A 25,260-nucleotide genomic window follows, 5' to 3' on the forward strand; every position below is an offset into this window, starting at 1 on the left:
GCGTTTTTCACTGTGTTGCTCTCTTTAAGTTTTAGTCACTTTTATCTCAATCTGAGAAAGGGCTTTCTCGAGGCGCCGATATGCTTCCATGCTTCCGAGAAAGCGCTTTCTCAATTTAGTTCAAGTGATTCCGTCAGTCAATAATAAATTAACAATCAATTAACAAAAATTATGTAAGTTACTGAAATTAGGTAAGTAAAAAATTTCTATTTGTTATTTTTGTGTAGTTGTTGTGGGCTGCAATTGATATTGTCCAAACACGTCAGCGTTGATATAACCCAGGTTTTTATCACCATCCACAGGTTGGATAGCCGTGGAACCATAAAAATGCTCACGATAACCCTGCCCGTCAGCGTCACAATAGGCCAGCATAAAGCCGATGTCCTGGTGACTTTTAAGGGCTAACGGGGGTAGCGGGTGAGCATCGCTGTAGGCATCAGGATAGAGGTTCATTGCAACTTCCCAGATTACCGGATAGGGTTCGCTGTCAGTGCGTTGCCAGCGGCTTTTCAGGTGATGGTTCAGTAACACCACCGAGTTTTCTCCCGCGCCCCGGTTCTCGCCAATATCGGCTACCTGGTTGTCCAGAGCAATATGATAGGCGAAAGCGTTGTGGGTATAGAGGTGGTTACCACCGGATGCGTCTGAGTCGATAAAGATCTCCAGACAGTCGTCATCCCAATATTGGGTTTTCGGATTGGGGTAGTGATCCGCTAACACGTCATCCTGGATTTCTGCTAACAGGTAGAGTTTGCCTTCATCCCAAAGCAGTTTAAAGCGACCGGAAAAGTCAGCTTTGTCCGGAATGTCACCGAGAATGTGATTATCCAGAGGCCACCAGGGGGCCTGTTGCCAAAGTTCATCCACTTGCCCATCAATGACCGGGGCTTGGGCAGTGTGCCTGATCCCAATCCGTTCTGCGGCAGATGTTGTGCCAATCAGGTTGATCATTAGCAGAGAAAAGATAGTGCGTTTAATGGTCATGGATATTTTCCAGTTGTGACAGAACCTGGTTAAATAGTATCCCTGAATTTAGACTTCCATCAAAGTGTAAAACGTCAGGTTCATTCTCCGGTGGCTCCAGTGTCGCCAGTTGGCTTTGCAACAGGGTCGTGCCGGCAAAGTGCTGCTGACGCCCGGCAAGGCGTTGTAGCAGGGTGTCTTGATCTACCTTCAACCACAAAAAGATGACCTGCCTGGCCATCTTTCTGATGCGCTGTCGATATGCCGCTTTTAACGCAGAGCAGGCCAGTACGCCGGTGGTTTCGCGCTGGCCTTGAATGGCCTGTCCGATACGGTCAAACCAGGGCGCGCGCTGGGCATCCGTCAGGCCAATTCCGGTCTGCATTTGCGCGACAGCTTGCGGGCTATGATAGTCATCGGCATCGAGAAATCTAACATTCAGGTGCTGCGCTATTTGCTGCGCCAGGGTGGATTTACCGCAACCGCTGACCCCCATTACCACATACAGCCGATTCACTGGTCAGTTTCCGTCGGTAGCAATACCAGCAAATCGTTGTCGGCTGTTAACTGCTCTGTAGCGATGATGTTGCCCTGTACCGGTGTGTCATTTAACACCAGCGTTTGCTGGCTAAGGTCCGGATTACGACGATATCGCACCTGGAGTTTGTGACCGCGAAACGTGCGCAATACCCGAGCCTCCGGCCATTCCGGAGGCAGTTGCGGTTGCACCAGTAAACCGTTTTCTGTGCCTTTCAGGCCAAAGATTTGCTCCGTAATAGTACGCATAATCCAGGCGATAGTACCGGTATTGAACAACCTGCTGGACAGTCCACAGTATTCCGGGTGTTGCGGGCTGGCGCCCCGATAATAATTCGGCACAAAATTAGGGAGTTGTTGCTTTTGCAACGCCTGATCGGAACGACACAATATTTGCTGCAAAGTGGCATAGCCGGTCTTGCTGTGGCCTTGCTGATACAAAGCATAAACAAAAAAAGCCGCGGCGTGGTTGTATAGCGAGCCATTTTCGGCCACCCCGGGGAATTTTTGAGTTAAGCGTCCGATATCTTCTACCATCGCGGTATAGGCCGGCGCTAACATAGCCACGCCAAAAGGGGTGCTGAGGTGGGATTGTACCGCGGCCAACATCTGCTGCTCCTGCTCTGGCGAGGCACATTGACACAACATCGCCCAACTCTGCGGGTTCAGGTAGATTTTACCCTGCTGATCGTTTTCAGTGCCAAACAAGCGGCCTGCATCGGTAATGCCCCGACCATACCACTGCTGGTGCCAAAAGTGCTGATTCACATTGTTGTTGATAGTAAGCGCTTGCTCTTGCCAGTAGTTGCTGGTTTCAGTCTGATTGACCCGCATTAACAGGTTTGCCCAAATCTGGAAGGCCCAACTGCTGGCCATGGATAACCAGCTGGAAACCCCTTTGCCCTGATGACCAACCATATTCATGGGATCGCACCAGTCGCCTTGTTCAATAAGACTCAGGCCGCGCTCATCTAACTGTGCCTGCAGCCATTTCATCGCCAAATCGATATGCTGCAAAACCGTTGCTTTTTGTTCAGTATCCGCAAAAGGCACAGTATCATTCAGCACAGCAAAATCATCGGTTTCATCCAGATAAGCCTGCAAGGTGATTGGCAGCCAGACACAGGGATCGGCATGGGGCACCTGATTGATGTATTTTAAGCTGGCTTTGTCATGCAACAGAATACCATCCGGCATCGCTCCGGAACTGGCCTGCTGAGCCAGTGATCTGAGCAATGCCTGTTTGTAATAGTCTGGTGCCAGATAGCACATCCCCATGGCGTCCTGCAGATAGTTTCGGGTTTGTGGATCTGTGGTCAGTCGGTTGACATCACCGTGATAATAAACCTGCCGTGGCAACCAGTGGTTGATAATCTGGTTAAGTTCCGCATCCGGAGTATGTGCCTGGATACAGGCTGAATGTGCGTTCAGGTATTGCCGGTACTGAAAACGGGTGTCGTCCTGTTGTTGCGCCGTTAAATAGCGTGCCCGCAAACGCTGAATTTGCGCTTCATCTCGTGCGGCACCAAATATAAAACCAAGTTGCTGGCTGTCCTGTGCCTTGATGTGCTTATCAAAGTGCATCACAGCGACAGGTGTTTCGTAAACCGCCTGGGTGTCGCCCAGAGAACGATTGTTCAGCGCTGCGGGGTGGCTCCAGCCATCACTGCCGAGAAATTGCGCCAGATTAGCGGCGTAACTGTCGGGCTGCTGATCGGCACTAAAAAAACTCAGTTCCAGATAATCTTTTTGGCGGTAGTAATCTGGTAGTTTTTGGTAGGGCGTGATTTTGGTACCAATAATACTGTTACTGACGGGAGAATAATTCGCGCCCTGATTCATCCAGGACTGATAGCCAATATTAAAACAAGGATAGATGCTCAGGCTGCGAGACGTGTCGCTGCGATTGCTGATCTTAAGTTGCCAAATCTCGACGACGTCATCACAGGACAGACTAACCCGGATATCGAAACACCAGTCCAGATGGCGAATATGCCAACAGATTGCGTCGTTTTCCAGCGTGAATCGAAACTGCTGTAGTGGTTTGCTCATGGGTTCAAACGGCAGGGAAAACAGTTCCTGTGTTTGATGATCCCTGACATAAAAAAATCGTCCCGGGTGGCCCTGATAATAATAATGCTCTGGCTGAAGAAAGGTCTTCGCCTCCAGTGCCGGACCGCAGGAGTAGGTAGCGGGCTCAGGCTGCATAAAGTGACAACTGGCGAAGCCGCGACAGGTCATGTTGAGCAACATTTTTTTGTTCCACAGATAGCCACTGGCATTGGGAATGTCATCGGGATTATAAAGGTGGATGGCACCTGTGTGCTGATCAAACTCAAATGGCGCTGATTTACTGTGGTTCATGACAATGTTTCCCTTCTTTGCTGCAAGTCCTGCTGAATGTGTTCCAGTCGTTGTTCACTGAGTGAGTAAAAGTGAATGATCACCACTGAAATCAGGGCAAACAGTCCCGGAAGCAAGCTCATTAGCAGTAAAATGCCCTGTTCCGAGGCATCGTTTTGTACCTGATTGGGGGTGTAACCCAGCGAGGCCAGACCCCAGCCAATAGTGGCTCCGGCCAATGCACCGCCAAGTTTTTGGGAAAAGGCTGCCGCTGAAAATACCATAGCGGTTGCGCGTCTGCCGTTTTTCCATTCGCCGAAATCGGCGGTATCGGCATACATTGAAAATACCAGTGGCGATTTTGGTCCCAGACACAAGCCAATCAGGCACTGCAAAGAAAATATTAACAGCAGGTTGTCTTTGGGGATGAAGTAAAACAACACCGAAAATAAAGTAACCGCTGACATCAGCACCATCAGTAAGCGACGCTTATCAATGAAGCGGCACAACAACGGCGTAATTGCCGCTCCTGTGGCCAGTGACAGCATATATACCATGCCAAACAGGCCAATCAGATCTTCGCGACCGACATAATATTTCAGGTAAAAGGTGCCTGAACTGCCGCGCAAGCTGATAGTGAGCATGATAATCAGGGCCAGAGAAAATAAGATTAACCAGGGTTTGTTGTGCAACAGATCCTGAATATCAGTCCAGGTACTGCTATGTTGCTGACTGGGTACCTGAATACGCTCCCTGGCACTGAAAAAGGTGGTAATGAAAAGCAGGCTGGTTATCACGCCGTAGACCATCATGGTGAGCTGCCAGCCCCGGGTATCATTGCCCTGGCCCAGTAATGCTACCAGCTCCGGGGTACACCAGGCCACCAAAGTGCCACCACTGAATGCACCAATAAACCGGAAAGAGGTCAGCTGCGTGCGTTGCTGCGTATCAGATGTCATGATGCCCATCAACGCGCCATAAGGAACATTAATAAAGGTGTAAGCCAGCATCAGAAAGATATAGGTACCATAAGCCCAGACAAGTTTACCGTTCTGATCCAGGTCCGGTACGGTAAAGGTTAAAACCCCTGCTGCGGCCAGTGGAATCGCCCCCCAAAGCAGATAAGGGCGAAATTGTCCCCATCGGGTGCGGGTGCGGTCAGCCAGGGCGCCCATGATAGGGTCGGAAAAGGCATCAATCAGGCGGGTTACCAGCATCATGGTGCCGACGGCGGCCGCTGATATACCAAATACATCGGTATAAAAAATCAATAGAAATAGATCCAGCACCCGCCAGTAAAAATTGGATGCTACATCACCCATGGCATATCCCACCTTTTCTCTGATGGGCAGCATCATATTGTTGTTCATGTTCTGTCGGGTCCTGTTATTGAGCGAAGTCGGCACAATCCACACTGGATTCTTGCTGTGGTGCCACTATTTGCACTTCTGCCACTTCAAGGGTAATGGCCTGATTACTGCTGATTTCAAAGGGCACTACACTGTTTTGGAATTCCATTCCCAGCGCTTGCAGACAGGTCAGCGGAACTGTCAGGGTTTGCCAACGGTTGTCTGTGGTCAGATAAGGACGCAGATCCAATTGAGCCCCGCAATGTTGTTTGTCGGGATTGTCGCAACCCTGCTGTAACCAGATCGGTGCGTCAGATTTGTCTGCACTGCGAAGAGCAAAGCTTAAGGCCGCTTTTGCCAGCAGGTCAGCACGCAAATCTTCTCGGAAATGACTTTTACTGGCAAAGTAAAGGCTGCTGTCTCCCTGCGCTGAAAACGTCACCTGCAGCGCGTCTTCCTGAATGGCCTTATCGATGGTGCGAAAGCTGAGCTGTTGCATTTGGTGGGTATTGCTATTCACCTGCAAGCGCTGCTCACCTTCCCGCAACCACAAGATCCAGGGTTTTTGGGTTTGACCATTGAAAATCACTCTTGGCAAGGTGCTCTGTGTACTGCTGCTGACCTGCTCGTCTAACGTCACATTATCCAGTGGCCCGGATTCGCCATACTGCAAGCCAAAACCATAGGGCAGCAAGGGATGGTAGTCTGGGTCAAAACGATTGACTTTCTGGTGGGCTGTTTTGGGCCAGGAAAAGCTGAGTTTGCCGCTGACCGGATACGCAATCTTGTCATTTTTGTCACGCAGGATGACATCGGCAATTCCCTGACCTTCGCTGCCGGGCAACCATGCTGCTACAAAAGCGTCGGATGCATTCAGCTCGGCATTTACCCACATGGGTCGGCCACTGAGAAAAATGGCCACCACCGGAATCCCTTTGGCTTTAAGCTTTTGCAATAGCGCCAGATCCTGCTTATCGCCGGCCTGAAAATGCAGATCGTTGCGATCCCCATGACCTTCTGCATAGGGTGATTCTCCAAACACTACGATGGCTACATCGGGCACCTGCTCAAACTCACCGGTGACACTGAGTTCCGTGCTGCCTCCGGCATTGCGCACCTGTTCTGCTATCCCCTGGTAGATGGAAGTGGCACCGGGAAAATCACTGTTTTGATTACCGGTGCCCTGCCAGGTAATAGTCCAGCCGCCGGATTGTTTACCGATATTGTCAGCCCCATCTCCTGCCACCAGAATGTGTTGTTTGGGCGACAATGGCAAAAGCCCGCCTTTGTTTTTTAGCAACACCAACGATTCACGTACGGCTTTACGGGCTATTTCCCGGTGTGCCGGGGCGCCAATAAGCGCTTCTTTGTTAGCATATAACCTTTCAGCAGGGGCCGGGCGTTCAAATACACCAGCCAGGAGTTTTACGCGTAATATACGGCGTACTGCGTCATCTACCCGCGTCATTGGGATAATGCCATCACGGACCTGTTGTACGGTATTGTGATACAGAGGACGCCAGGCAGCGGTAGGTGCCATAAATATATCCAGCCCGGCGTTAATGGCCTGGGGGCAACTTTCATTACTACACCCTGCCACCTGACCATGACCGGCCCAGTCGCCTACCACCAGGCCCTGAAAACCCATGCGGGTTTTTAACACATCAGTGAGTAAATACTTGCTGCCGTGGATCTTCTTGCCATGCCAGCTATTGAATGATGCCATGACGGTCAGGGCTCCGGCCTGAATACCACTGACATACCCCTGTGCATGAATTTTTACCAGCTGGGATTCGGTATCGATATTGTCACCCTGATCATCGCCACCTATAGTGCCACCATCACCTAAAAAGTGCTTGATGGTACTGATAACCCGATCTGGCTGCATAAAATCCGCATCGCTGCCCTGTAATCCTTGCACAATTGCCGCTGAATAGGCTTTCACAATTTCCGGATCTTCCGAATAGCCTTCATAGGTGCGACCCCAGCGGTCATCCCGGACAGTGGCAACGGTTGGCGCAAAGATCCATTCGATTCCCGTAGCCTGTACTTCCAGGGCTGTGGCCCGCGCAATATCGGCAATCAATTGTGGGTTGTTTGCTGCGCCTAAACCAATGTTGTGAGGGAAAAGAGTAGCGCCGATAACATTGTTGTGACCGTGAACCGCGTCCGTACCCCACATGGTCGGGATAGTTGAACCATCTTCACTGGCATCAATACTGGCCCGATACAAATCATCGGCCAATTGCACCCAGTCAGAAATGGTTGCCTGCTTATTGCCGTAGGGAAACGAGCCACCGCCATTCAGATAAGAGCCAAATCCGAATTTGCGCATATCTGCCACGCTAATATCACGGATCTCGGGCTGAATCATTTGGGCGACTTTCTGTTCCAGCGTCATGTCTTCAAGCATGGTGGTTATGCGCTGTTCCATTTCGGCGGATTCCGGCATTCCGGAGATCTGTGCCGGCCAAAGTGAAACCTGTGCTGATATTTGCGCACTGCTCAGTATCAAACCCAGTGGAATTAAAAGTCTGTTTATTGCTCGTTTCATCATGGTTCTCTAATCAGTTACCTGACAATGCCACAGGAGCGGAATGTCAGATATTCAAATTGTTTTTATGGAAAGCGCTTTCTAAATCTGATAAAAATATTAAGAAAGCGCTTTCTCAAAATTAGAATTGCATGTTATAAACATAAATACAACAGCAAATTAACAATAAGTTTACGGTGGCAGCAGTGTGCTGCTGTGACAATTTCAGTTTACAAATTAACAATGACTCAGTGATATGAAAAACCTTCAGTTAAGCCCTTCTTCCCCCTTAATGCAGCGAGATTTTATCTTCGGTGTGGCCACTTCCTCCTTTCAGATTGAGGGCGATATTGACGGCCGTTTGCCCTGCATTTGGGATACATTTTGCCAGCGTCCCGGGGCAATCGAAGATGCCAGCAATGGCGAAGTTGCCTGTGAGCACGTCGCCAGATGGGAGCAGGATGTTGAGTTATTACAACAGTTGAATGTCAGCGCCTATCGCCTGTCCATTTCCTGGCCCAGGGTGATGACCCAGGAAGGGGAGATCAACGAGTCCGGTTTGCACTTTTATCAGCAATTAATTGCACAATTAAACCGTCTGAATATTCAGGTATTTGTCACCTTGTATCATTGGGATCTGCCACAATACCTGGAAGAGCAGGGTGGTTGGTTGAATCGCGATACTGCCTATGCCTTTGCAAACTATGCGGCTAAAGTGACCGAGCGGCTGGGCGATAAAGTCGCGGCTTATGCGACGTTTAACGAACCCTTTTGCTCTGCCTACCTGGGGTATGAAATTGGTGTACATGCGCCGGGTAAAACCGGTCGGGCATCAGGACGCCAGGCAGCACATCATATCTTGTTGGCCCATGGTTTGGCGATGCCCATTATTCGCAAAAACTGTCCGAATGTGCAAGCCGGAATTGTATTGAATTTTACGCCCTGTTATCCGAAATCCGATAATCCTGAAGATGTGCAGGCGACTACTCTGGCCGATGAGTACATTAACCTATGGTATTTACAGCCTTTGCTGGAAGGCACTTATCCTGATGTGTTTGAACGTCTCCCGGAATCCGACAAGCCGGTTATCTATGAAGGTGATATGGCGATAATCCAACAACCGCTGGATTATCTGGGCGTAAACTTCTATACCCGTCTACACTATTCAGCAGCAACCGACAGCAATAGCTTGTATACCGAGCACGAGCACCAGGGACCTAAAACCGCCATCGGCTGGGAAATTTACCCGGACGCGTTGCGGGAATTGTTTATCAGATTAGCGCAACGTTTTGATCTGCCACCTATTTACATCACTGAAAATGGTGCGGCGATGGCGGATCAACTCGAAGGTGGGCAGGTGATGGATACCGATCGGGTAGCGTATTTTCAGTCTCATCTTGAGGCGTTGGAAGCGGCGATGCTGGCAGGTGTCGAAGTTAAGGGGTATTTTGCCTGGAGCCTGATGGATAATTTTGAGTGGGCCGAGGGTTATACTCAGCGCTTTGGTTTGGTTTACGTGGATTTTCAGAGCCAGCAGCGCACATTAAAACAAAGTGCGCTTGCCTGGCAGGCGTTATTGCAACAAAAACGAGAACTAAATCAGTGAACAGTGGTTTTGAGGGGAAGGAGAGCGGCGAATTATGGCGCAATTAAGTCTGGCGGAAAAGCTCAGTTATGGTGCCGGTGACGCCGCCGCAAACCTGGTTTGGCGTGGTGCCTTGGCCTATATGGCGGTTTTTTACACGGATACCTTTGGCATTTCGGCGGCCGCTGCGGCGATGTTATTTTTGGTCGTGCGCTTATCTGATGGCATTACCGATATTTTAATGGGGATGATCGCCGACCGAACCCAAAGCAAAATGGGTAAGTTCCGCCCCTGGATTCTCTGGTCTGCCCCCATACTTGGGGTGTTTATGGTGCTGTGTTTCAGTACCCCAAATCTCAGCGATTCCGGCAAGTTAGTTTATGCTTACATTACCTATATCGGCCTGACGCTGGCCTATACCATGAGCAACGTGCCTTATTCGGCGTTAATGGGGGTGATGACCCATGACCACAATGAACGCACCAGTTTATCGGGATTTCGTTTTGCCGGTGCCTTTATCGGCGGTATGTTTGTGATGGGCTTTTTACCCATGATGGTTGAAGCGTTGGGCGATGGAAGCAGCGCACAGGGTTATCAGTATGCCATGTATTTTTATGCCGTTTTATTGGTTTTATTAATGCTTGTTACCGTCGGATTTACCCGTGAAAGGGTGGTTACCAGCCAGCAGTTTACCGGCTCGCTGGGCAGGGAATTGCTGGATCTGAGTAAACAACTTCCCTGGTTGATTGTGCCGCTTCTGGCCATGACCTTATTCTTTTATTTCCGCAACTGGTCTACCGGGTTGTTTTTTGTGCTTGTGCTGGTGGGTATAGGATGGGCAGTGCGCCGGTTAAAGTCTTCGGCGAACGACAATATCAGCCGAACTCAGCGGGATTTGCTGGATCTACTCGACAACAAACCCTGGTTGATTCTGCTGGGGATTGGTTTTCTCACCATGATGTTCAATGGCGTAAAATATGCCGCGATAGCTTATTACTTCAAGTATTATGTCGGTCTGGAACTGTATGCGGGTCAGTATTTTATTGCGCTGTTGGTCGTGTCGGTGCTGGGCGCTTTACTGACGCCAAAATTGTCTGCCTGGTTGGGACGCAAATGGCTGTTTATCTGGGTACTGCTGCTCAGCAGCCTGTTTACCGGGTTGATGTTTTGGCTACCTTCTGAGCAACTGACCTGGATATTTATCCTGGGTTGTGTTGCAGAGTTTTTTGCCGCTATGATGCCTACGCTATTTTTTGCCATGTTAGGCGATGCGGCCGATTATTCGGAATGGCGCACAGGAAGAAGGGCTACAGGACTGGTTTATTCTGCCGGTACCTTCGTGCAAAAAACCGGAGGCGGGTTTGCCGGCGCATTAGTACTCTTAGTGTTGGCCTGGTACGGTTACGATGGCCTCGATAAATCAACCGCACAACAGGCATTACCCGGTATTTTATTGTTGATGAGTTGGATCCCTGCGGGATTTGCCGTTGCGGGCGCGCTGTTAATGTGGTTTTATCCTCTGGATGACAACAAGCAGTCTGAAATTACCCTGGCACTGTCAATGAAACGGCAAACCCAGACTGCTTAAAAACCCTTTCTCTGGAGGATGAGTGGCGACAATTTATCAGGTGGCAGAACGAGCCGGTGTATCTTTATCGACGGTGTCGCGAGTGTTGAATGGCCGTAAAACGGTGAATCCACTGCTCCGTGAAAAAGTAGAAAAGGCAGTTCAGGAACTGAATTATCGTCCCAGCTCAGTGGCCCGCTCACTGGCGAACAGTCGTACTGACAGCATCGGGGTGCTGGTGGCCGAGTTACATACTCCCTTTTTCGGGGAAATGATGCAGGCCATCGAAATGACACTCAGAGCACAGGACAAACATGTCATCATCAGTGTTGGTCACAATGATTTAGCCAAAGAGCTGGATGCCGTTGAATTTTTGATCAGCCGCAATTGTGACGCGCTTATTCTGCATTCTGAGGCCATGTCTGATCAGGATCTGGTGGCGCTGCAATCGCGCTTGCCGGTGTCCATTATCAACCGTCACGTCAAAGAACTGGATGAAGCTTGTTTCTGTCTGGACAACGAATCCGGTGGCTACAGCGCCACGCGGCATCTGATAGAGCAGGGTCACAAGGACATAGCTTATATCTCCGGTCCTGGCAACAAGGCTGATGCCATGTTGCGTCTGGCCGGACATAAGCGGGCGCTTCAGGAAGCCGGCATACCTTTCTCTCCGGAAAGCCTGTATGAAGGTCGCTTTAAAGAAGAAGACGGCATTAATGGATTAAAGGCACTGTTGGCCAAAGACATCAAGTTTAGTGCCTTGGTGTGCGCCAACGACTGGATGGCCTCCGGCGCCATGAGTTGCGCCCGCGACATGGGGCTACAACTGCCGGAAGATTTATCCATTGTCGGATTCGATGACGTGGTAATTGCCCATCACGTCTATCCGAAACTGACCACCGTCAGTAACCCGATTTATGAAATGGGTGAGATGGCGGCAAAACATATTCTGAATAAGGTGTATGGTCAAAAGCACCAACTGCAACACTTGTATGATGCAGAAATGGTATTGCGGGACTCTGTGTTGTCCGCTTCACCAGACTGAAGAGCTAACTGAATGGCATTTATTTAATTTTAAATGTAAGTACTCACATACCATAATGGCTCATGTTAAAAAGCATTTAAGTGTTTTTAAGAAGGTTTCAGTGTCATAAACCGCTAAATTGTCGAAGACTTCAAACGAATCTTAATTGTTTGGAGTCTGAACCATGAATTCCACACCAACCCAATCAAGCCCGGTAGCCACCTGTTTGTTACTCAGCAGTATTATCTTGCTGCTGGCGACCATCAATAAAAGCTGGGCAGAGACCCCTGACTTTTGGCGCAATGCCACCGTGTATTTTTTGTTAACCGACCGCTTTAGTAACGGGGACCCGGGGAATGATGCCAGTTATCAACGTCATCAGCAGGCTGCACTCTTAAGAGGCTTTGAAGGCGGGGACATCAAAGGGATTACGCAACAAATCGAAGCCGGTTATTTTAACCGTCTTGGTGTAGATGCTATCTGGACTACGCCGGTGATTGAACAGATACACGGGTTTGATGTGTCCGACCGCCTGACTTACGCCTACCATGGCTACTGGCCCAAAGACTGGACGGCTGTGGATGCCAATTTTGGTAGCGAAGCGGATTTAGCCGCTATGATCAAGGCCGCCCACAAACAGGGGATTCGGGTACTGGTGGATGTCATCATTAACCATACCGGCCCCAAAACCGAGCAGGATCAACTCTGGCCAGCGAACTGGGTCAGAACAGAGCCTTTGTGCAACTGGACCAGCTATCAACAAAATGTCAGTTGCGCGTTAGCCACATCCCTGACCGACATTAAAACCGAATCTGAACAGGAGGTTGAACTGCCAGAGTTTCTGCTGGAAAAGTGGCGTCAGGAAGGTCGCCTGGATACTGAACTGGCGGAACTCAGCGACTTTTTTCAGCGCACCGGTTATCCCAAAGCGCCCAAATATTACCTGGTCAAGTGGCTAACCGATTGGGTACGGGAATACGGTATTGATGGCTTTCGGGTGGATACCGCGAAACACGTAGAGCCGGAAATATGGGCGATTTTGAAAAAAGAAAGTGAGTTAGCGCTTGCTCAATGGCGAACTGAGCACCCAGATGACGCATTGGGAGATTTGCCGTTTTACATGGTGGGTGAAGTGTTTAACTGGGGCGTCGCTGGTTTTAAAAGCGCTAACCCTGAAAACAATCAATACAATTATGGCGATAAACAGGTCCAGTTTTTTGATTTTGGTTTTGATGCCTTGATCAATATGGGTTTTGTTAGCCACATCAGCCAGGACACTGAGTCTTTGTTTAGTCAATACTCTGCCTGGTTGCAGGCGCCCGCTTTTAAGGGGAAAGGGATACTGAACTACATCGGCTCCCATGATGATCAGGACTCCTGGGATAGATCCCGCGCACAGATCTGGGACAGTGCGTTTAAATTAATGATGGCACCCGGTGGTGTACAAATTTATTACGGGGATGAGTTAGCGCGACCTATGCTTGTCGAAGATGCCTTTGGAGACGCCGGTTTGCGCGCGAATATGAACTGGCAGGATCTTACACAGCCTGATACCCAGGCGTTGTTGCGCCATTGGCAAAGGCTGGGACAGTTTCGTCAGCGTTTTCCTGCGGTGGGTGCGGGACAACATCAAATTATTACAGCTCAACCTTATGTGTTTAGCCGAACCCTGGCAAATCACAAAGCCGTTGTGGTCGGGGCGGATTTGAAGCCAGGCAACAAGGCGCTTCCGGTTGCAGATGTCTTTACCGAAGGAACCCTGTTGCAGGACCATTACTCTGGGCAGCAAGTCAGGGTAAAGGAAGGTCAGGTATTCATAGATAGCCCCTGGTCCTGGGTGTTGTTAGGGGAGTAAAAACATGGTGCAGCAAACACCGGGAGCTACCATTGAATTACTCATTGGGCGACTGACAGACATTGCGGAAACACTGAAGCATCACCGTCATGGATTAGGGCTGTTAGCTCTGGGCTCTGCCGGTGATCAGGGCAGAATGGATTGCTTCTCTGACCTCGACTTTTTTGCCATTGTGGCACCTGGCTGTAAGTGGCAGTTTATCGAGAATTTAAACTGGTTATCGGAGATTTGCGACATTGCCTATGCTTTTCGCAATAGCCGCGATGGCTACAAATTGCTGTTTACTGACGGTGTGTTTTGTGAGTTTGCGGTGTTTGAGCCGCAAGAGCTGGGGCATATTCCTTACGAAACTGGGCAGTTTATCTGGCGAGATGACAGTCTGCCCGAATCTCTGGCGGCACCCGCTCAGGCGTTGCCAACGGCCAGCATAGACGAAGACTTTTTATTAGGTGAACTGCTCACCAATCTGTATGTGGGCCTTTGCCGTTATCGCCGCGGTGAGTGGTGTTCAGCGATGCGTTTTGTTCAGGTTTACGCGCTGGACCGACTCATTTCACTGCTGGATTTATCTCTGTCTGAGGAACGCTTAACCACCCGGGACGGGTTTTGTGTAGACCGGCGGGTGGAATTGCGTCACCCGGCCTATTTGTCGGATTTTAAGGTTATGCTCTCAGGCATAGAAGATTTGCCACTTTGCGCACAACACATGCTGGACTTTGTGCGCAAACACTACGAAATCAACCCCGCAATGGCGGCCAGGATTATGGACCTGGTAGCCACTCCCTAAACTTCCCGTTAGTATAGCGGACAAGCTCCGCTACTTACTTCGATGAATGAAAATTAAGATCCGCCACTATGTGCTCAATACCCACACCCGTGAACTGGTGTACGGTGATAAGGTACAGGTGGTGCGGCCAAAAACTCTGGCTCTGTTGCGTTACCTGATTACCCACCCGGAACAGATCATCAGCAAATCACAACTGCTGGATGAAGTCTGGGATGATGTGCAGGTGAATGAAGGGGTTATTTTTCAATCAGTCCGTGAGATCAGACAACTGTTTTCTGACATTACGGTTATTCAGAATCATCCCCGTAAAGGTTATGAATGGTTAATTACGACAACGCCAATACCTGAATTACATGATGAAAGTGAGTATTCACCTACTCCAAATTCTTTTAAAGTAAAGAATATCCTGTTGTTCAGAGCGATGATAGCTATCAGCTTTATACTGCTGTCTGGCGCAGCGTCATATTTCTGGTTTAACAATGAAAACCAAAAACTGTTGCTGATAGAGTCGGTTCAGAGCCGCATTGATCGCAATGACCATCAGTGGTTAGCAGATTCCGGTGCAGCAATGCTCAGGGAAATACTGAGTAAAAAGCAAAGTACACGGAAAATACGGTTGTTCAGTGAGGCAGAACTTGCTGCCGGGTCTGATAGCTGGTCACTGGCGGTAAAGACATATGGCGATGTGTATGACTATAAGTTGATTTACAGCCTGTCCAATCAACAACAGGCTCAGCAATTTGTGCTGTTCAGCCATGATATTGAACTGGCATTTTCCACCCTGGCGGAAAACGTAGACGGGATGCTTGGTCGCAATGAAATCGACAGCGAGCCAGAACAAACACGTTTGGCGCAAATGGTTCAGGCCTATGAAACCGACTGGGCACTGGCGATTCCGGTGTTGCAGCGTCTGATTGTGGACCCTCAGTCAGATACTGAGGGGGTGATTATGCTGGCCAGACTATTGATCTGGAAATCCCGTGAGCCTGAAGCGAAAGCGATAGTTAACGAAGCATTGCAGGCGACGCAAATCAGTGAACATCAACGGGCTCGCCTGTTGTATTTAAAAGCTTTATCGCAATGGCAAAGTGCACCTGAACAGGCTTTATCAATTATCGCCAGTGGATTACAGCTGACTCACGCTGAAACCAACTGGCTGACTCGCGCTAAACTGGAAGAGTTACAGGGCGATGTTTATCGCGCCCAGGCTAAGCCCGTAGAAGCCATGCGCAGCTACCTGAAAGCCCAGTCGTTTTATGATGAGATCAATGCTCCTGTCAATGCGGCGGGGCTGAAACTCCGATTGAGCTTGTTGCATCTGGAAACCGGACAAACCGATTTGGCCAGACGGGTGTTTGAACAGGCCAGATCCTTGATTCAGTCCAAAGAAATGTCTTTTTTATACGGTGAGTTGCAGGAGTTCTCTCAGTATTTCCCCGAAGCGACAACAAAGTAACTTCGGGGCGAAGATATTACCAACGCTGCCAGTTTCCCTGATACAGGCGAGAGATATTGTTCCGCTGCTGGCAGCAGAACAAATACAACCACTGGTTGTCCACCAGATGTTGGATGTGCTCATGCTTTTGCACTATATCCGCGATGGCCTGTTGTGGCGCATCAACATAGACACTGAGCCTTTGCGGGGTATGCATCCATCGCTTTCCGTTGTGTACTGCCTGCATTGACAGACCAATCCGCAAATCACCGCCATTGCCTTCAAATACCCCAATATTTCCTGCTACGGCGTTGTGCAGTACCTTGTTGCCACAACCAAAATTTTGATTGTCAGTCACAGACGCGTTGTATTGCATATTTATCCAGTGGGTGACTATCATGGGCGCAGTAAGCAATAATTCCAGTACAGCAAATGCGTTATCCTGTTGCCAGTCATAATCGTGTAAAAATACCTTGCCAGCCAGATTCAAAGATCGGGTTAATGACCGTGGGGCAATAATAAAACTGTGATTGCCCGCTAAACCCCATTCCGGTCGTACCTGTGACCAGTCTTTGCTGCGCTTTTGATAGGCCTTATTGCGCTGCTTTTGCGATAAGAATGACAATTCTGAATCCACACTAGTGGCGCGTTCAGACTGAGCTAACGCAGTTGCCTCATGCAACCAACGCTGTTGCTGTTCATTGAGCTGTTCAGCAAAACACTGGATGTCATCTGTGGTGGTATTATGCAGCGCCGCAATAAAGCGGGTGGTTTGCGGAATGGTAATGCCTTGCGTTTGCAGACCCTCTCTGACTGCTTTGTCGTTGAGCAATTGTGCCAACACCCGCACATTGACTTCACCTGATTGCCCGCCACAAGCGCCACAATCCAACGCGGCCGCGTGCAGGTTGTTGCTGCACTGGCTACCGTGTCCTACCAATAAAACCTCTGGAGCAAAGGATTTGAGTCCCATTGCAGTGAGGACCCCTTTGGCTAATTCCACACATTCATCGCCAGACAGAGGCTGTCCGTTTTTTGATAGCTGCCATTTAGCGTCATGGCTCAGACTACTGACCGGATTTTCCTGTTTTTCCGGAAACCACATGTTTTTCAGCAGCTTAAAGCCATACCACCAACCGGAGGACTCCACCATGGAAAATGATCCGGTGGGACTGTGACTCCAGCGTTGCCAGTTGGCCTTGTTTTTAATGGGGCGTAGTCGGGTGATTTTGTCGGACTGCAACGAGGCTGAAATTTGCGGTGATAATAACCCGGGCAACTGTGGGCGATGCAACGTGGTGCCCTTAGGTGAGAACGCGATGGGCATACCGAAGAATCCAGCAAAGCCATAGGTTGCAATGCCCGCGTCCTGTTGTTCAAGTGCCCGGCGAATAATCTCTGAGCGGACATCAATGCAAAATATCGCCTGCATTTTTACCGCAGATGCTGTAACAACGGGAGCTGTTGCCAGTTGTTGTTGCAATTTTTGCTGTTGAGTTAATTCATAGGCAGTTTGCCAAATCCAGGATTTGAGTTGCTGTTGCTCTTGTCGCTGGATCTTGTCAGCAATACGGGTCTGTTCTTCTTGCCAACGAGCCTGAATGTTGGCGTGTAAATCGGGATGTGACTGGGCCACATGACGCCAGATAATCAGCTCCCATGCCAGACGGGCGGCCAGTAGCTGTGACATATTGTCATCCAGCCCCTGCCAGCGGCGGTACGCGATATAGGCCGCCCAGCCATTAACGTCCAAAAGTAAGGCATGCAGATAATGTTCAGTCGCTGTTTCAGATAGCGCTAATTCTGCGCTGGCCAGTTCAAATACTGTCTCGGGATCATGAGGTAAAGACCGAATATCCTGCGCCAGTCTGGGTTCACCCATCAATATCGCAATGCCACTGTCTTTGGTGATGTTTTTGCGCCAACTGGCATAAAAGCAGGGGCTGTTTTGCGGGCTGTTCACCTGCTCCAGGACAGGACTGCTTTGAAAAAACGCGGCACAAAACTGACTGAGCTGATGAATAATTTCATCATGCCAGGACACCTGATGCCTGGAGCGATAGTTATCAACCAGCATCGACAGATTGTGCCATCGCAGTTTGGCTGCATTTTGGGGGGCTTCCCGTGTGGCTAGTGCCGATAAGCCTTTGTCGTAATTAAACTGGCGACAGGCTTGTTGCAGAGCGGAATCACTGATTTGCCGCTGGTTGTACAGATCCTGCCAGAAAGTCAGGGGCATCTGACTTTGCATGTTACCCAGGGCTGACAATTTAGCCGCCACTTTTGTAAAAGGCTGATGTTTTAACTCCCAGTATGGGTTTACGGCGATGGCTTTGTCTAAAGGCCAGTTGGGTGCGATACGCTGACAAACCTGCAGCACTGTCTCATGAAGCATTAAATTGCGCTGAGGGTTGCCTGATAACATTAGCTGATTCATGGTATTTCCTTAACTGCGTTGGCGTGGGTTCTGACCGGCCAGAATTTAAGTGTGATGCGGGTAAACCATTCATCCAGGTACAGGCCAGCAAACAAGGCCGCTGATAGGCGCTGTACCCAGGGCTTTTGATTGTTAAAGCGCAAATGCATACCGAAAATAAACATGTTGATGATCAGTATTGTGATAAACCAGTCTTCAGCGCTGAAAGGCACCACTGCATTGCCTGGAAACACGTGTCCTAATCCGAATTTCAGCGCGAGATAAATGGCTATCAGACTGATGGCCATTAAACTTGCATAAAGTTTTTGACTGCTGGTGGCTAACAGTATGGTAAATCCCATCCACAGTAATACCCAGGGGGCAATCGGACCAGAAAGCAAAACCACTGCCGGGGATACCAGTAATAAACTAAATAGGGAAGATGCCAACCAGTGGCCAGTGGGGGCGTGAATTTTGCCGGTCAACTCTTGCTGCAATTGCTCATAAACCGCATTACCGCTATTGAGGAAAGAGAATGCTTTGTACAGTGAGTGGGCAATCAGGTGCAAAATTGCCAGTTCGTACAAACCCAAAGCAATTTCAATCAGCATCAGGCCCATTTGCGCCGACGTTGACCAGGCCAAACGCACTTTAACACTGACCCTGGTGAGTAAAATCAAAGACGCCAGTAAGGTACTGATACCGGCCACCAGCAGTACCGTCCAGCGCCCCCAGTCTGAAATTTGCAATAAGGGCGCAAAGGTCAGCAGTAAGAATCCTCCCAGGTTGATAATACCGGCGTGCAGCAGAGCGCTGACAGGAGTGGGTGCTTCTACCACTTTAATCAGCCAACCGTGTACCGGCAATTGCGCACACTTAATCAGTGCCGCCAGTGCAATTAATAGCGCAGCTACCTGCTCTGCTGTGCTGGCAATGGCGCCGATAGTCAGTAGTAATTGATCGATGTACAGGGTTTGATGTTGCAGGTACAAGAGGCTAAACGCCACCAGCAAACAGAGTTCCGCACTGCGTGCCAGTATAAACTTTTTGTGGGCAGCCAGAATGGCTCTTGGTCGTTCAGGGTAAAGGGTCAGTAATTTATGCAATGTCAGACTGATAGTAAACCAGCCCAGCCAGAAGATGACCAGATGATTGCTCAGTAAGGTAACCAGTACCGCTGTGATGGTTAACGTCATCCAGCGGAAATAACGCGGATAACACGCTTCGCCGGCCATGTAATTGTGGGAAAAGCGAATAATGATGGTGGCAATAAACAGCACCAGTGGCAGTACGATGCTATTGATCTGATTAAAACCAAACAGTTGACCGCTGGCGGTTGACGATGTCTGGCTGTAAAACTGATATACGCCCACACCAGACATTAGTACTGAACCCATTGCCAGCCACAAGGTGGCGCGATATATCCGCTCTGCCGATTTGTCTGTTCGGGTTCTGCCGCCCATCCAGCCCATCAGAGCCAATAAACCCGGAATCATTAACAACGTACTTGCCACTACCCAACTTTGCACAACGTTCCCACCTATCGCCTGTTTTAGTGAGACGCAAGTTTGCCAAACTAATAAAGTTAATTAAAATAGATATAAATTGATTAAACGTTCTGTTTTAAAGAACAAACTTTGTGAGTGAGTTTTGAATCAATGGCGAAACGACTGAATTATCATCATTTGTATTATTTCTGGCAGGTGGCTAAAAATGGCAAACTCACCGATGTGGCGAAGGAGTTGCACGTGTCTCAGTCGGCGCTTTCAGCGCAGATCAAACAACTGGAACACCAGATCGATGAACAGCTGTTTCTGCGCGATGGCCGCAGGTTAGTACTGACCGATCCGGGTAAGCGAGTCTTTACTTATGCTCAGGATATCTTTGCCAAAGGGCAAGAACTGGAATTATTGTTGAGCAAGGGCATTCATTCTGAACAACATTTATCAATTGGCGTATTAACCAACCTGTCGCGCAATTTTGTGGTGGAATATATCAAACCCTTGTTGCTGGAAAAGAAAATCAGCTTTTCATTGCACACCCGCATCCTGTCTAATTTAGTGGCGGGCCTGAATCGTCGCGATTTCGATATTGTTCTGACGAACTGTTCAATTACCGAGCAGCAGCAGGAAAGCAGCTTGCAACAGCATCTGGTGGCACAACAGCCGGTGGCCATTATCGGCCACCCCCCTCAAAAACCAGCGACCACTTTTCCTCTGGGCTATGAGCAAGTCAACTGGTTGTTGCCCGCCAAAGGCACCGCTATCCGTTCGGCATTTGAAGCTTTTTGTTTGCGAAACAATTACAAACCCAACATTATGGCCGAGGTGGATGACATGGCTATGTTGCGTTTGTTAACCCGGGATACCGACGCCTGTGCGGTATTACCCCCGGTGGTAGTTAAAGATGAAATAGCCAATGGACAATTAGTGGTATTTGAAGAAATTCCGGAAGCCTATGAACAATTTTATGCCACCACCATTGATCAGGGGATTTTCCCGAAATTATTTGGTGGGCCGGTGTCGTTGGGGTAGAGAAGAGGATAACAAAAAGGCAACCGCAGTTGCCTTTATCTGAACATTAAAGCAGTCAGCCTATTTTGTGTCTCTGAACATCAGGGTCATTTTACGGCAAACAAAATAAAATACCGGGGTGAACAGCAGGCCAAACAGCGTGACACCCAGCATACCGCTAAACATGGTCAGACCAATGGCCTGACGCATTTCAGAGCCCGGACCGGTTGCTACTAACAACGGAATGACACCGAAAATGAAGGAAAATGCCGTCATCAAAATAGGCCGCAGTCGCAGGCGACCCGCTTCAGCCGCTGCCTCGATAATGGAGCTGCCTTGCTCTTCATTTTGTTTGGCAAATTCTACGATCAAAATGGCATTTTTGGCTGCCAGTCCGACCAACACCACCAGACCTATTTGCGTCAGGACGTTGTTATCCATGTGCATGATCATCAGACCAACAGAGGCGGACAACAAACACATAGGTACAATGAGTATGATGGACAGAGGCAATGTCCAGCTCTCATATTGTGCCGTCAGTAGCAGGAATACAAACAGCACCGCCAGTGCAAAGGCAATAATGGCGGTATTACCGGTATTCTTTTCCTGATAGGCCAGTTCAGTCCATTCATAGCTGAAACCCGCTGGTAATACCTGCTCCGCGATTTGCTCCATTTTTGCCAGTGCTTCTCCGGAGCTAAATCCGGGGGCAGCATTACCGGTTACCGCAGCGGCGTTAAACAGGTTGTATCTGGGCAAGCGCGAAGGGCCGGATGTATTCTCCACTGTGGCAATCGAGCCAATGGGTACCAGAGCGCCGGTGGCACTTCTGACTCTCAGGTCCAGTAAGTCCTGGGTGTCGACGCGATAAGGTGAGTCCGCCTGCAACACCACTCTGAAAGTGCGACCCTGATAGTTAAAGTCATTGATATAACTGGAGCCAATAAAGCTTTCCAGCGCGGTAAAGACATTTTCCAGCGGAACATCCATCTGACGCACTTTGTCGCGGTCGATATTCAGGTATACGCGAGGCGTACTGGTTTCAAAAAAGGTGAATACGGCCGTTGTTTCAGCGGCCTGGTTGGCAGCCATCGCCACTGTCCAGGCGGCGCCTTCCAGTGCCTGTGGGCCATGACCGGCTACATCTTGAATCATCATTTTAAAGCCACCGGCATTACCGATGCCACTGACTGGTGGGGGGGTTACTGCCACTACGTAAGCTTCTTCATTAAAGCCCACTTTTTGGCGAATCTCCTGAACTATGGCCTCGGCGCTGCGTCGCGTTTCGTAATCTTCCAGTACCACAAATATCGCCCCTGCATTACTGGCATTGGTGAAGGTGGCCCCGGAAAAACCGGCAAAGGCAACGGTATTTTCAACCCCATCAATTGCCAGTAATTTGCGCACCACTTCCTGAATGACGGCATCGGTGCGGTCCAGAGCGGCGCCAGAGGGCAACTGAATTGCCACTATGGCATAACCCTGATCCTGTTCGGGAATAAACCCGGTAGGGATCTTATTGAGCTGCCAGCCGGTAAAGCTGATCAGGCCCGCATACACCACCAAAACCAGGGCGGTGATGCGTAATAAGCGACGGATCAGACTGGCATATTTTCCGGAAACCTTGTCGATAGCCGCATTAAATCTGGCACCGGCCCGAAACCGTTTGGAGTGAGGTTTTGGATCCGATTTACGCATAAAAATCGCGGCCATGGCCGGACTTAAGGTTAGGGATACAACCGTTGAAAGCATGGTCGCGGACGCAATTGTTACGCCAAATTGTTGGTAAAAAGCGCCGCTGATCCCTTCCATCAACATGGTGGGTAAAAACACCGCCACCAAAACCAGGCTGGTGGCAATCAATGCCCCGCCAACTTCAGTCATGGTTTCTTTGGCGGCCTCGACACGGGATAGTCCTTCACGCAATTTGCGTTCGACATTTTCCACTACCACAATGGCATCATCCACAACGATACCGATAGCTAATACCAGGCCGAACAGTGAGATCATATTTAAAGAGAAGCCAAATACCGACATCAGGGCAAATGTACCAATCAGTGATACCGGTATGGCAATTACCGGGATCATGGCCGTGCGCCAGCTTTGCAGGAACACCACGATAACAAACACCACCAGGGCAATGGTCTCCGCCAGGGTGATATACACTTCCTGCATGGATTGTTCGATGTATTCAGTAGGGTTGTAAATAATGGTGCTCTGCATACCACTGGGGTAGTTAAGCTGCATCTCAGCGATTAAGGTTTTTATACCTTCCGCTGTTGCCAACGCATTGGCACCGGGACGCATTGTTATGGGAATGGCAACCGAAGGGTTGTTACCCAGATACCCTCGCGTGGCATAGTGCTGTGCGCCAATTTCCACCCGGGCAACGTCTTTGAGTAACAGCAGACCGGTTTGACCGCCCCGGCGAATGATAATGTTTTCAAATTCTTCGACTGTTTTTAGCCTGCCCTGGGTTTGCACGCTGATCTCAAAGGCGTTCTGTTCCGGCATGGGAGACTGATTCAGTATGCCGCTGGATACCTGTTGGTTTTCGGCACGCACAACGCTCATGACATCTTCTGCAGTAATACCAAATTCGGCCATCCGACCTGGATCTAACCAGATCCGCATAGCGTATTCACTGGCACCAAATACCTGCACATTACCCACACCATCCAGGCGGGACAACCGGTCGACGATATTCAGTACCGCATAATTGCCAATTTCAGTTTGGTTAAAACTGTTGTCCGGCGAAAACAGGTTGATCACCATCAGCATATCCGGGGAGTTTTTCACTGTAGTGACACCCAACCGACGCACCGGCTCAGGCAGACGTGGTAATGCCGCTGATACCCGGTTTTGTACCAGTACTTGTGCTGTATCCAGGTCGGTTCCGGGGGCGAAGGTGATACTGATGGTTAAGCGGCCATCATTGGTAGATTGTGAAGACACATATAACATGCGTTCGACACCGTTTATTTCCTGCTCAAGCGGGGCGGCCACGGTGGATGCAATAATTTCCGAACTGGCACCCGGATAGGAGGCATTTACCTGAATCTGCGGCGGCGCGATTTCCGGATATTGAGCCACCGGCAAAGAGGCCAGCCCTAAAAATCCAAAAATCACAATCATCAATGAAACCACAGTGGCCAGGCGCGGCCGGTCGACAAAATAATGGGTTAACTGCATAACTTAGGCTCCGGTTTTGGCCGGCACAGGTTGCAATAATGCACCCGGCTGAATCATTTGCAGGTTGCCAATGACCAACTGTTCGCCTGAGGTTAAGCCTTGTTTGATAATGCGCAGTCCGGCTTCCGTTGTACCACCCAGGATGACATAGCGTTTTTCCGCTTTGTTTTCACCGTTAACGATGTACACATACTTTTTGTTTTGCTCCGACATTACCCACTTGTCTTCGATTGTGATGGCGTCATAAGGCGGCAGGGGGGATAGCCTTAAGCGGCCAAACATGCCAGGTTGCAGCAGATTATCGGGGTTATCAAACACGGCTCGCACCTCGATAGTTCCGGTAGCAAAATCCAGTGAATTTGAGGTGAAATCCATAGTGCCATCGTGAGCAAAACGGTCTTCGTCTTGTAATTTCACGAATACCGGCCAGGCGTCTTCACGCTTGATGGCATCGGGCTGAGCAATCTGACGACGTATATAGTTGAGCACGGTGGTTTCACTAGCTGAGAAATAAAAGTGAATGGGGTTAGTGGTCACAATCGTGGTTAATGGCTCGCCGCTGGCATTACCACCCACCACCAGATTGCCTTCGTTAACATAGGTGCGATCAATACGCCCGGTGATTGGCGCTGTGACAGAGGCAAATTCTAAATTCAGGCGAGCCTGGTCATAGTTTGCCTGTGCCACCTGTAATTGTTGCAGCCGTTCATCCAACTGTTCCTGCGAGATAGAATTGTTTTTTACCAGGTTTTGCCCGCGATCCAACTCTTTGCGGGCCAGTTTCAACTGAGCCTCGGCGCTGTCCAGTGCTATCTGAAAAGGGCGTTTATCCAGTTCGTAAAGCACCTGGCCTTTGGTAATCAACTGGCCATCATTAAAGGTTACCGATTCGATAAAACCACTGACCCGGGCCTTTACATCAACGCGTTTTGCTGCCTGAAAGCGGCCTGTGAATTCATCCCACTCGGTTACGTTTTCGGTGGCCAGATTCAGTACTTTAACTGGCATCGCTTGTGGTGCCTGCTGTTGCTGGGCTGTTTCCTGTTGTTGACAGGCTGACAGTCCGATTGTCATTAATAACAGTAACGCCGATGCGGCGAAACGTTGGGTGTTGCTTGCGATAGCCATAATATTATCCTCTGGGTAATGGCGTGGTGGTTA

Annotated in this window: 16 protein-coding genes; 7 read left to right on the forward strand and 9 right to left on the reverse strand. The window is 49.5% G+C overall.

All coding sequences use genetic code 11. The annotated features are described in order from the left end of the window. Nucleotides 1-213: 213 nt before the first annotated feature. From LJ740_RS15165 to LJ740_RS15185, 5 genes are read right to left on the reverse strand one after another with little or no spacing between them, the layout of a single operon-like run. Nucleotides 214-984: a CBM9 family sugar-binding protein gene (locus LJ740_RS15165; RefSeq protein WP_229529953.1), complete on the reverse strand. Its 771-nt coding sequence runs from the start codon at nucleotides 982-984 to the stop codon at nucleotides 214-216. Beyond that, nucleotides 974-1,480 carry a gluconokinase gene (locus LJ740_RS15170; protein WP_229529954.1) on the reverse strand — a complete coding sequence of 169 codons (507 nt, stop codon included), beginning with the start codon at nucleotides 1,478-1,480 and terminating at the stop codon, nucleotides 974-976. The genes LJ740_RS15165 and LJ740_RS15170 overlap by 11 nt, the downstream gene beginning before the upstream one ends. Further along, nucleotides 1,477-3,864, reverse strand: coding sequence for a GH36-type glycosyl hydrolase domain-containing protein (locus LJ740_RS15175; protein WP_229529955.1), 2,388 nt, complete (start codon nucleotides 3,862-3,864; stop codon nucleotides 1,477-1,479). Before LJ740_RS15175 ends, LJ740_RS15170 begins: the two co-directional genes overlap by 4 nt. Continuing rightward, nucleotides 3,861-5,213: an MFS transporter gene (locus tag LJ740_RS15180; RefSeq protein ID WP_229529956.1), complete on the reverse strand. Its 1,353-nt coding sequence runs from the start codon at nucleotides 5,211-5,213 to the stop codon at nucleotides 3,861-3,863. Before LJ740_RS15180 ends, LJ740_RS15175 begins: the two co-directional genes overlap by 4 nt. Nucleotides 5,214-5,229: 16 nt before the next feature. Continuing rightward, nucleotides 5,230-7,746, reverse strand: coding sequence for a glycoside hydrolase family 3 protein (locus tag LJ740_RS15185; RefSeq protein ID WP_229529957.1), 2,517 nt, complete (start codon nucleotides 7,744-7,746; stop codon nucleotides 5,230-5,232). 235 nt (nucleotides 7,747-7,981) lie between these two features. On the opposite strand from LJ740_RS15185, the gene LJ740_RS15190 reads away from it, so the two are divergent. The 6 genes from LJ740_RS15190 to LJ740_RS15215 all read left to right on the forward strand — a co-directional run bounded on the left by LJ740_RS15190 (nucleotide 7,982) and on the right by LJ740_RS15215 (nucleotide 15,999). Then, the gene (locus LJ740_RS15190) at nucleotides 7,982-9,331 is read left to right on the forward strand and encodes a GH1 family beta-glucosidase (RefSeq protein ID WP_229529958.1); all 1,350 of its coding nucleotides are present in this window, start codon (nucleotides 7,982-7,984) and stop codon (nucleotides 9,329-9,331) included. A 34-nt stretch (nucleotides 9,332-9,365) separates the two neighbouring features. Next, entirely contained in the window at nucleotides 9,366-10,898 is a 1,533-nt protein-coding gene (locus tag LJ740_RS15195) for an MFS transporter (protein ID WP_229529959.1), read from the forward strand. A 22-nt stretch (nucleotides 10,899-10,920) separates the two neighbouring features. After that, complete coding sequence (locus LJ740_RS15200; RefSeq protein ID WP_229529960.1) at nucleotides 10,921-11,922, forward strand: LacI family DNA-binding transcriptional regulator; 1,002 nt, start codon at nucleotides 10,921-10,923, stop codon at nucleotides 11,920-11,922. A 163-nt stretch (nucleotides 11,923-12,085) separates the two neighbouring features. Beyond that, on the forward strand, nucleotides 12,086-13,756 hold the full coding sequence (locus LJ740_RS15205) for an alpha-amylase family glycosyl hydrolase (RefSeq protein ID WP_229529961.1): 1,671 nt from the start codon (nucleotides 12,086-12,088) through the stop codon (nucleotides 13,754-13,756). A gap of 4 nt (nucleotides 13,757-13,760) precedes the next feature. Beyond that, on the forward strand, nucleotides 13,761-14,543 hold the full coding sequence (locus LJ740_RS15210) for a hypothetical protein (RefSeq protein WP_229529962.1): 783 nt from the start codon (nucleotides 13,761-13,763) through the stop codon (nucleotides 14,541-14,543). 46 nt (nucleotides 14,544-14,589) lie between these two features. Further along, nucleotides 14,590-15,999 (forward strand): winged helix-turn-helix domain-containing protein, encoded by a 1,410-nt coding sequence (locus tag LJ740_RS15215; RefSeq protein WP_229529963.1) that lies wholly within the window; start codon nucleotides 14,590-14,592, stop codon nucleotides 15,997-15,999. A gap of 16 nt (nucleotides 16,000-16,015) precedes the next feature. On the opposite strand, the gene LJ740_RS15220 is transcribed toward LJ740_RS15215, so the two are convergent. Continuing rightward, nucleotides 16,016-18,415 carry a YbcC family protein gene (locus LJ740_RS15220; RefSeq protein WP_229529964.1) on the reverse strand — a complete coding sequence of 800 codons (2,400 nt, stop codon included), beginning with the start codon at nucleotides 18,413-18,415 and terminating at the stop codon, nucleotides 16,016-16,018. Next, a complete protein-coding gene (locus tag LJ740_RS15225; protein WP_229529965.1) occupies nucleotides 18,412-19,923 on the reverse strand; it encodes an NADH-quinone oxidoreductase subunit L in 1,512 nt (503 codons plus the stop codon). Before LJ740_RS15225 ends, LJ740_RS15220 begins: the two co-directional genes overlap by 4 nt. A gap of 114 nt (nucleotides 19,924-20,037) precedes the next feature. Here LJ740_RS15225 and LJ740_RS15230 point away from each other — a divergent pair, with 114 nt between their 5' ends. Next, nucleotides 20,038-20,928: a LysR family transcriptional regulator gene (locus tag LJ740_RS15230; protein ID WP_229529966.1), complete on the forward strand. Its 891-nt coding sequence runs from the start codon at nucleotides 20,038-20,040 to the stop codon at nucleotides 20,926-20,928. Nucleotides 20,929-20,988: 60 nt separating this feature from the next. Here LJ740_RS15230 and LJ740_RS15235 read toward each other — a convergent pair whose 3' ends face one another. Together LJ740_RS15235 and LJ740_RS15240 are read right to left on the reverse strand one after the other, a co-directional pair. After that, nucleotides 20,989-24,099: an efflux RND transporter permease subunit gene (locus LJ740_RS15235; RefSeq protein WP_229529967.1), complete on the reverse strand. Its 3,111-nt coding sequence runs from the start codon at nucleotides 24,097-24,099 to the stop codon at nucleotides 20,989-20,991. 3 nt (nucleotides 24,100-24,102) lie between these two features. Next, entirely contained in the window at nucleotides 24,103-25,227 is a 1,125-nt protein-coding gene (locus LJ740_RS15240; protein WP_229529968.1) for an efflux RND transporter periplasmic adaptor subunit, read from the reverse strand. Nucleotides 25,228-25,260: the final 33 nt, after the last annotated feature.

The sequence above is a fragment of the Planctobacterium marinum genome, assembly GCF_020687805.1.
In the GTDB taxonomy this organism is placed as follows: Bacteria; Pseudomonadota; Gammaproteobacteria; order Enterobacterales; family Alteromonadaceae; genus Planctobacterium; species Planctobacterium marinum.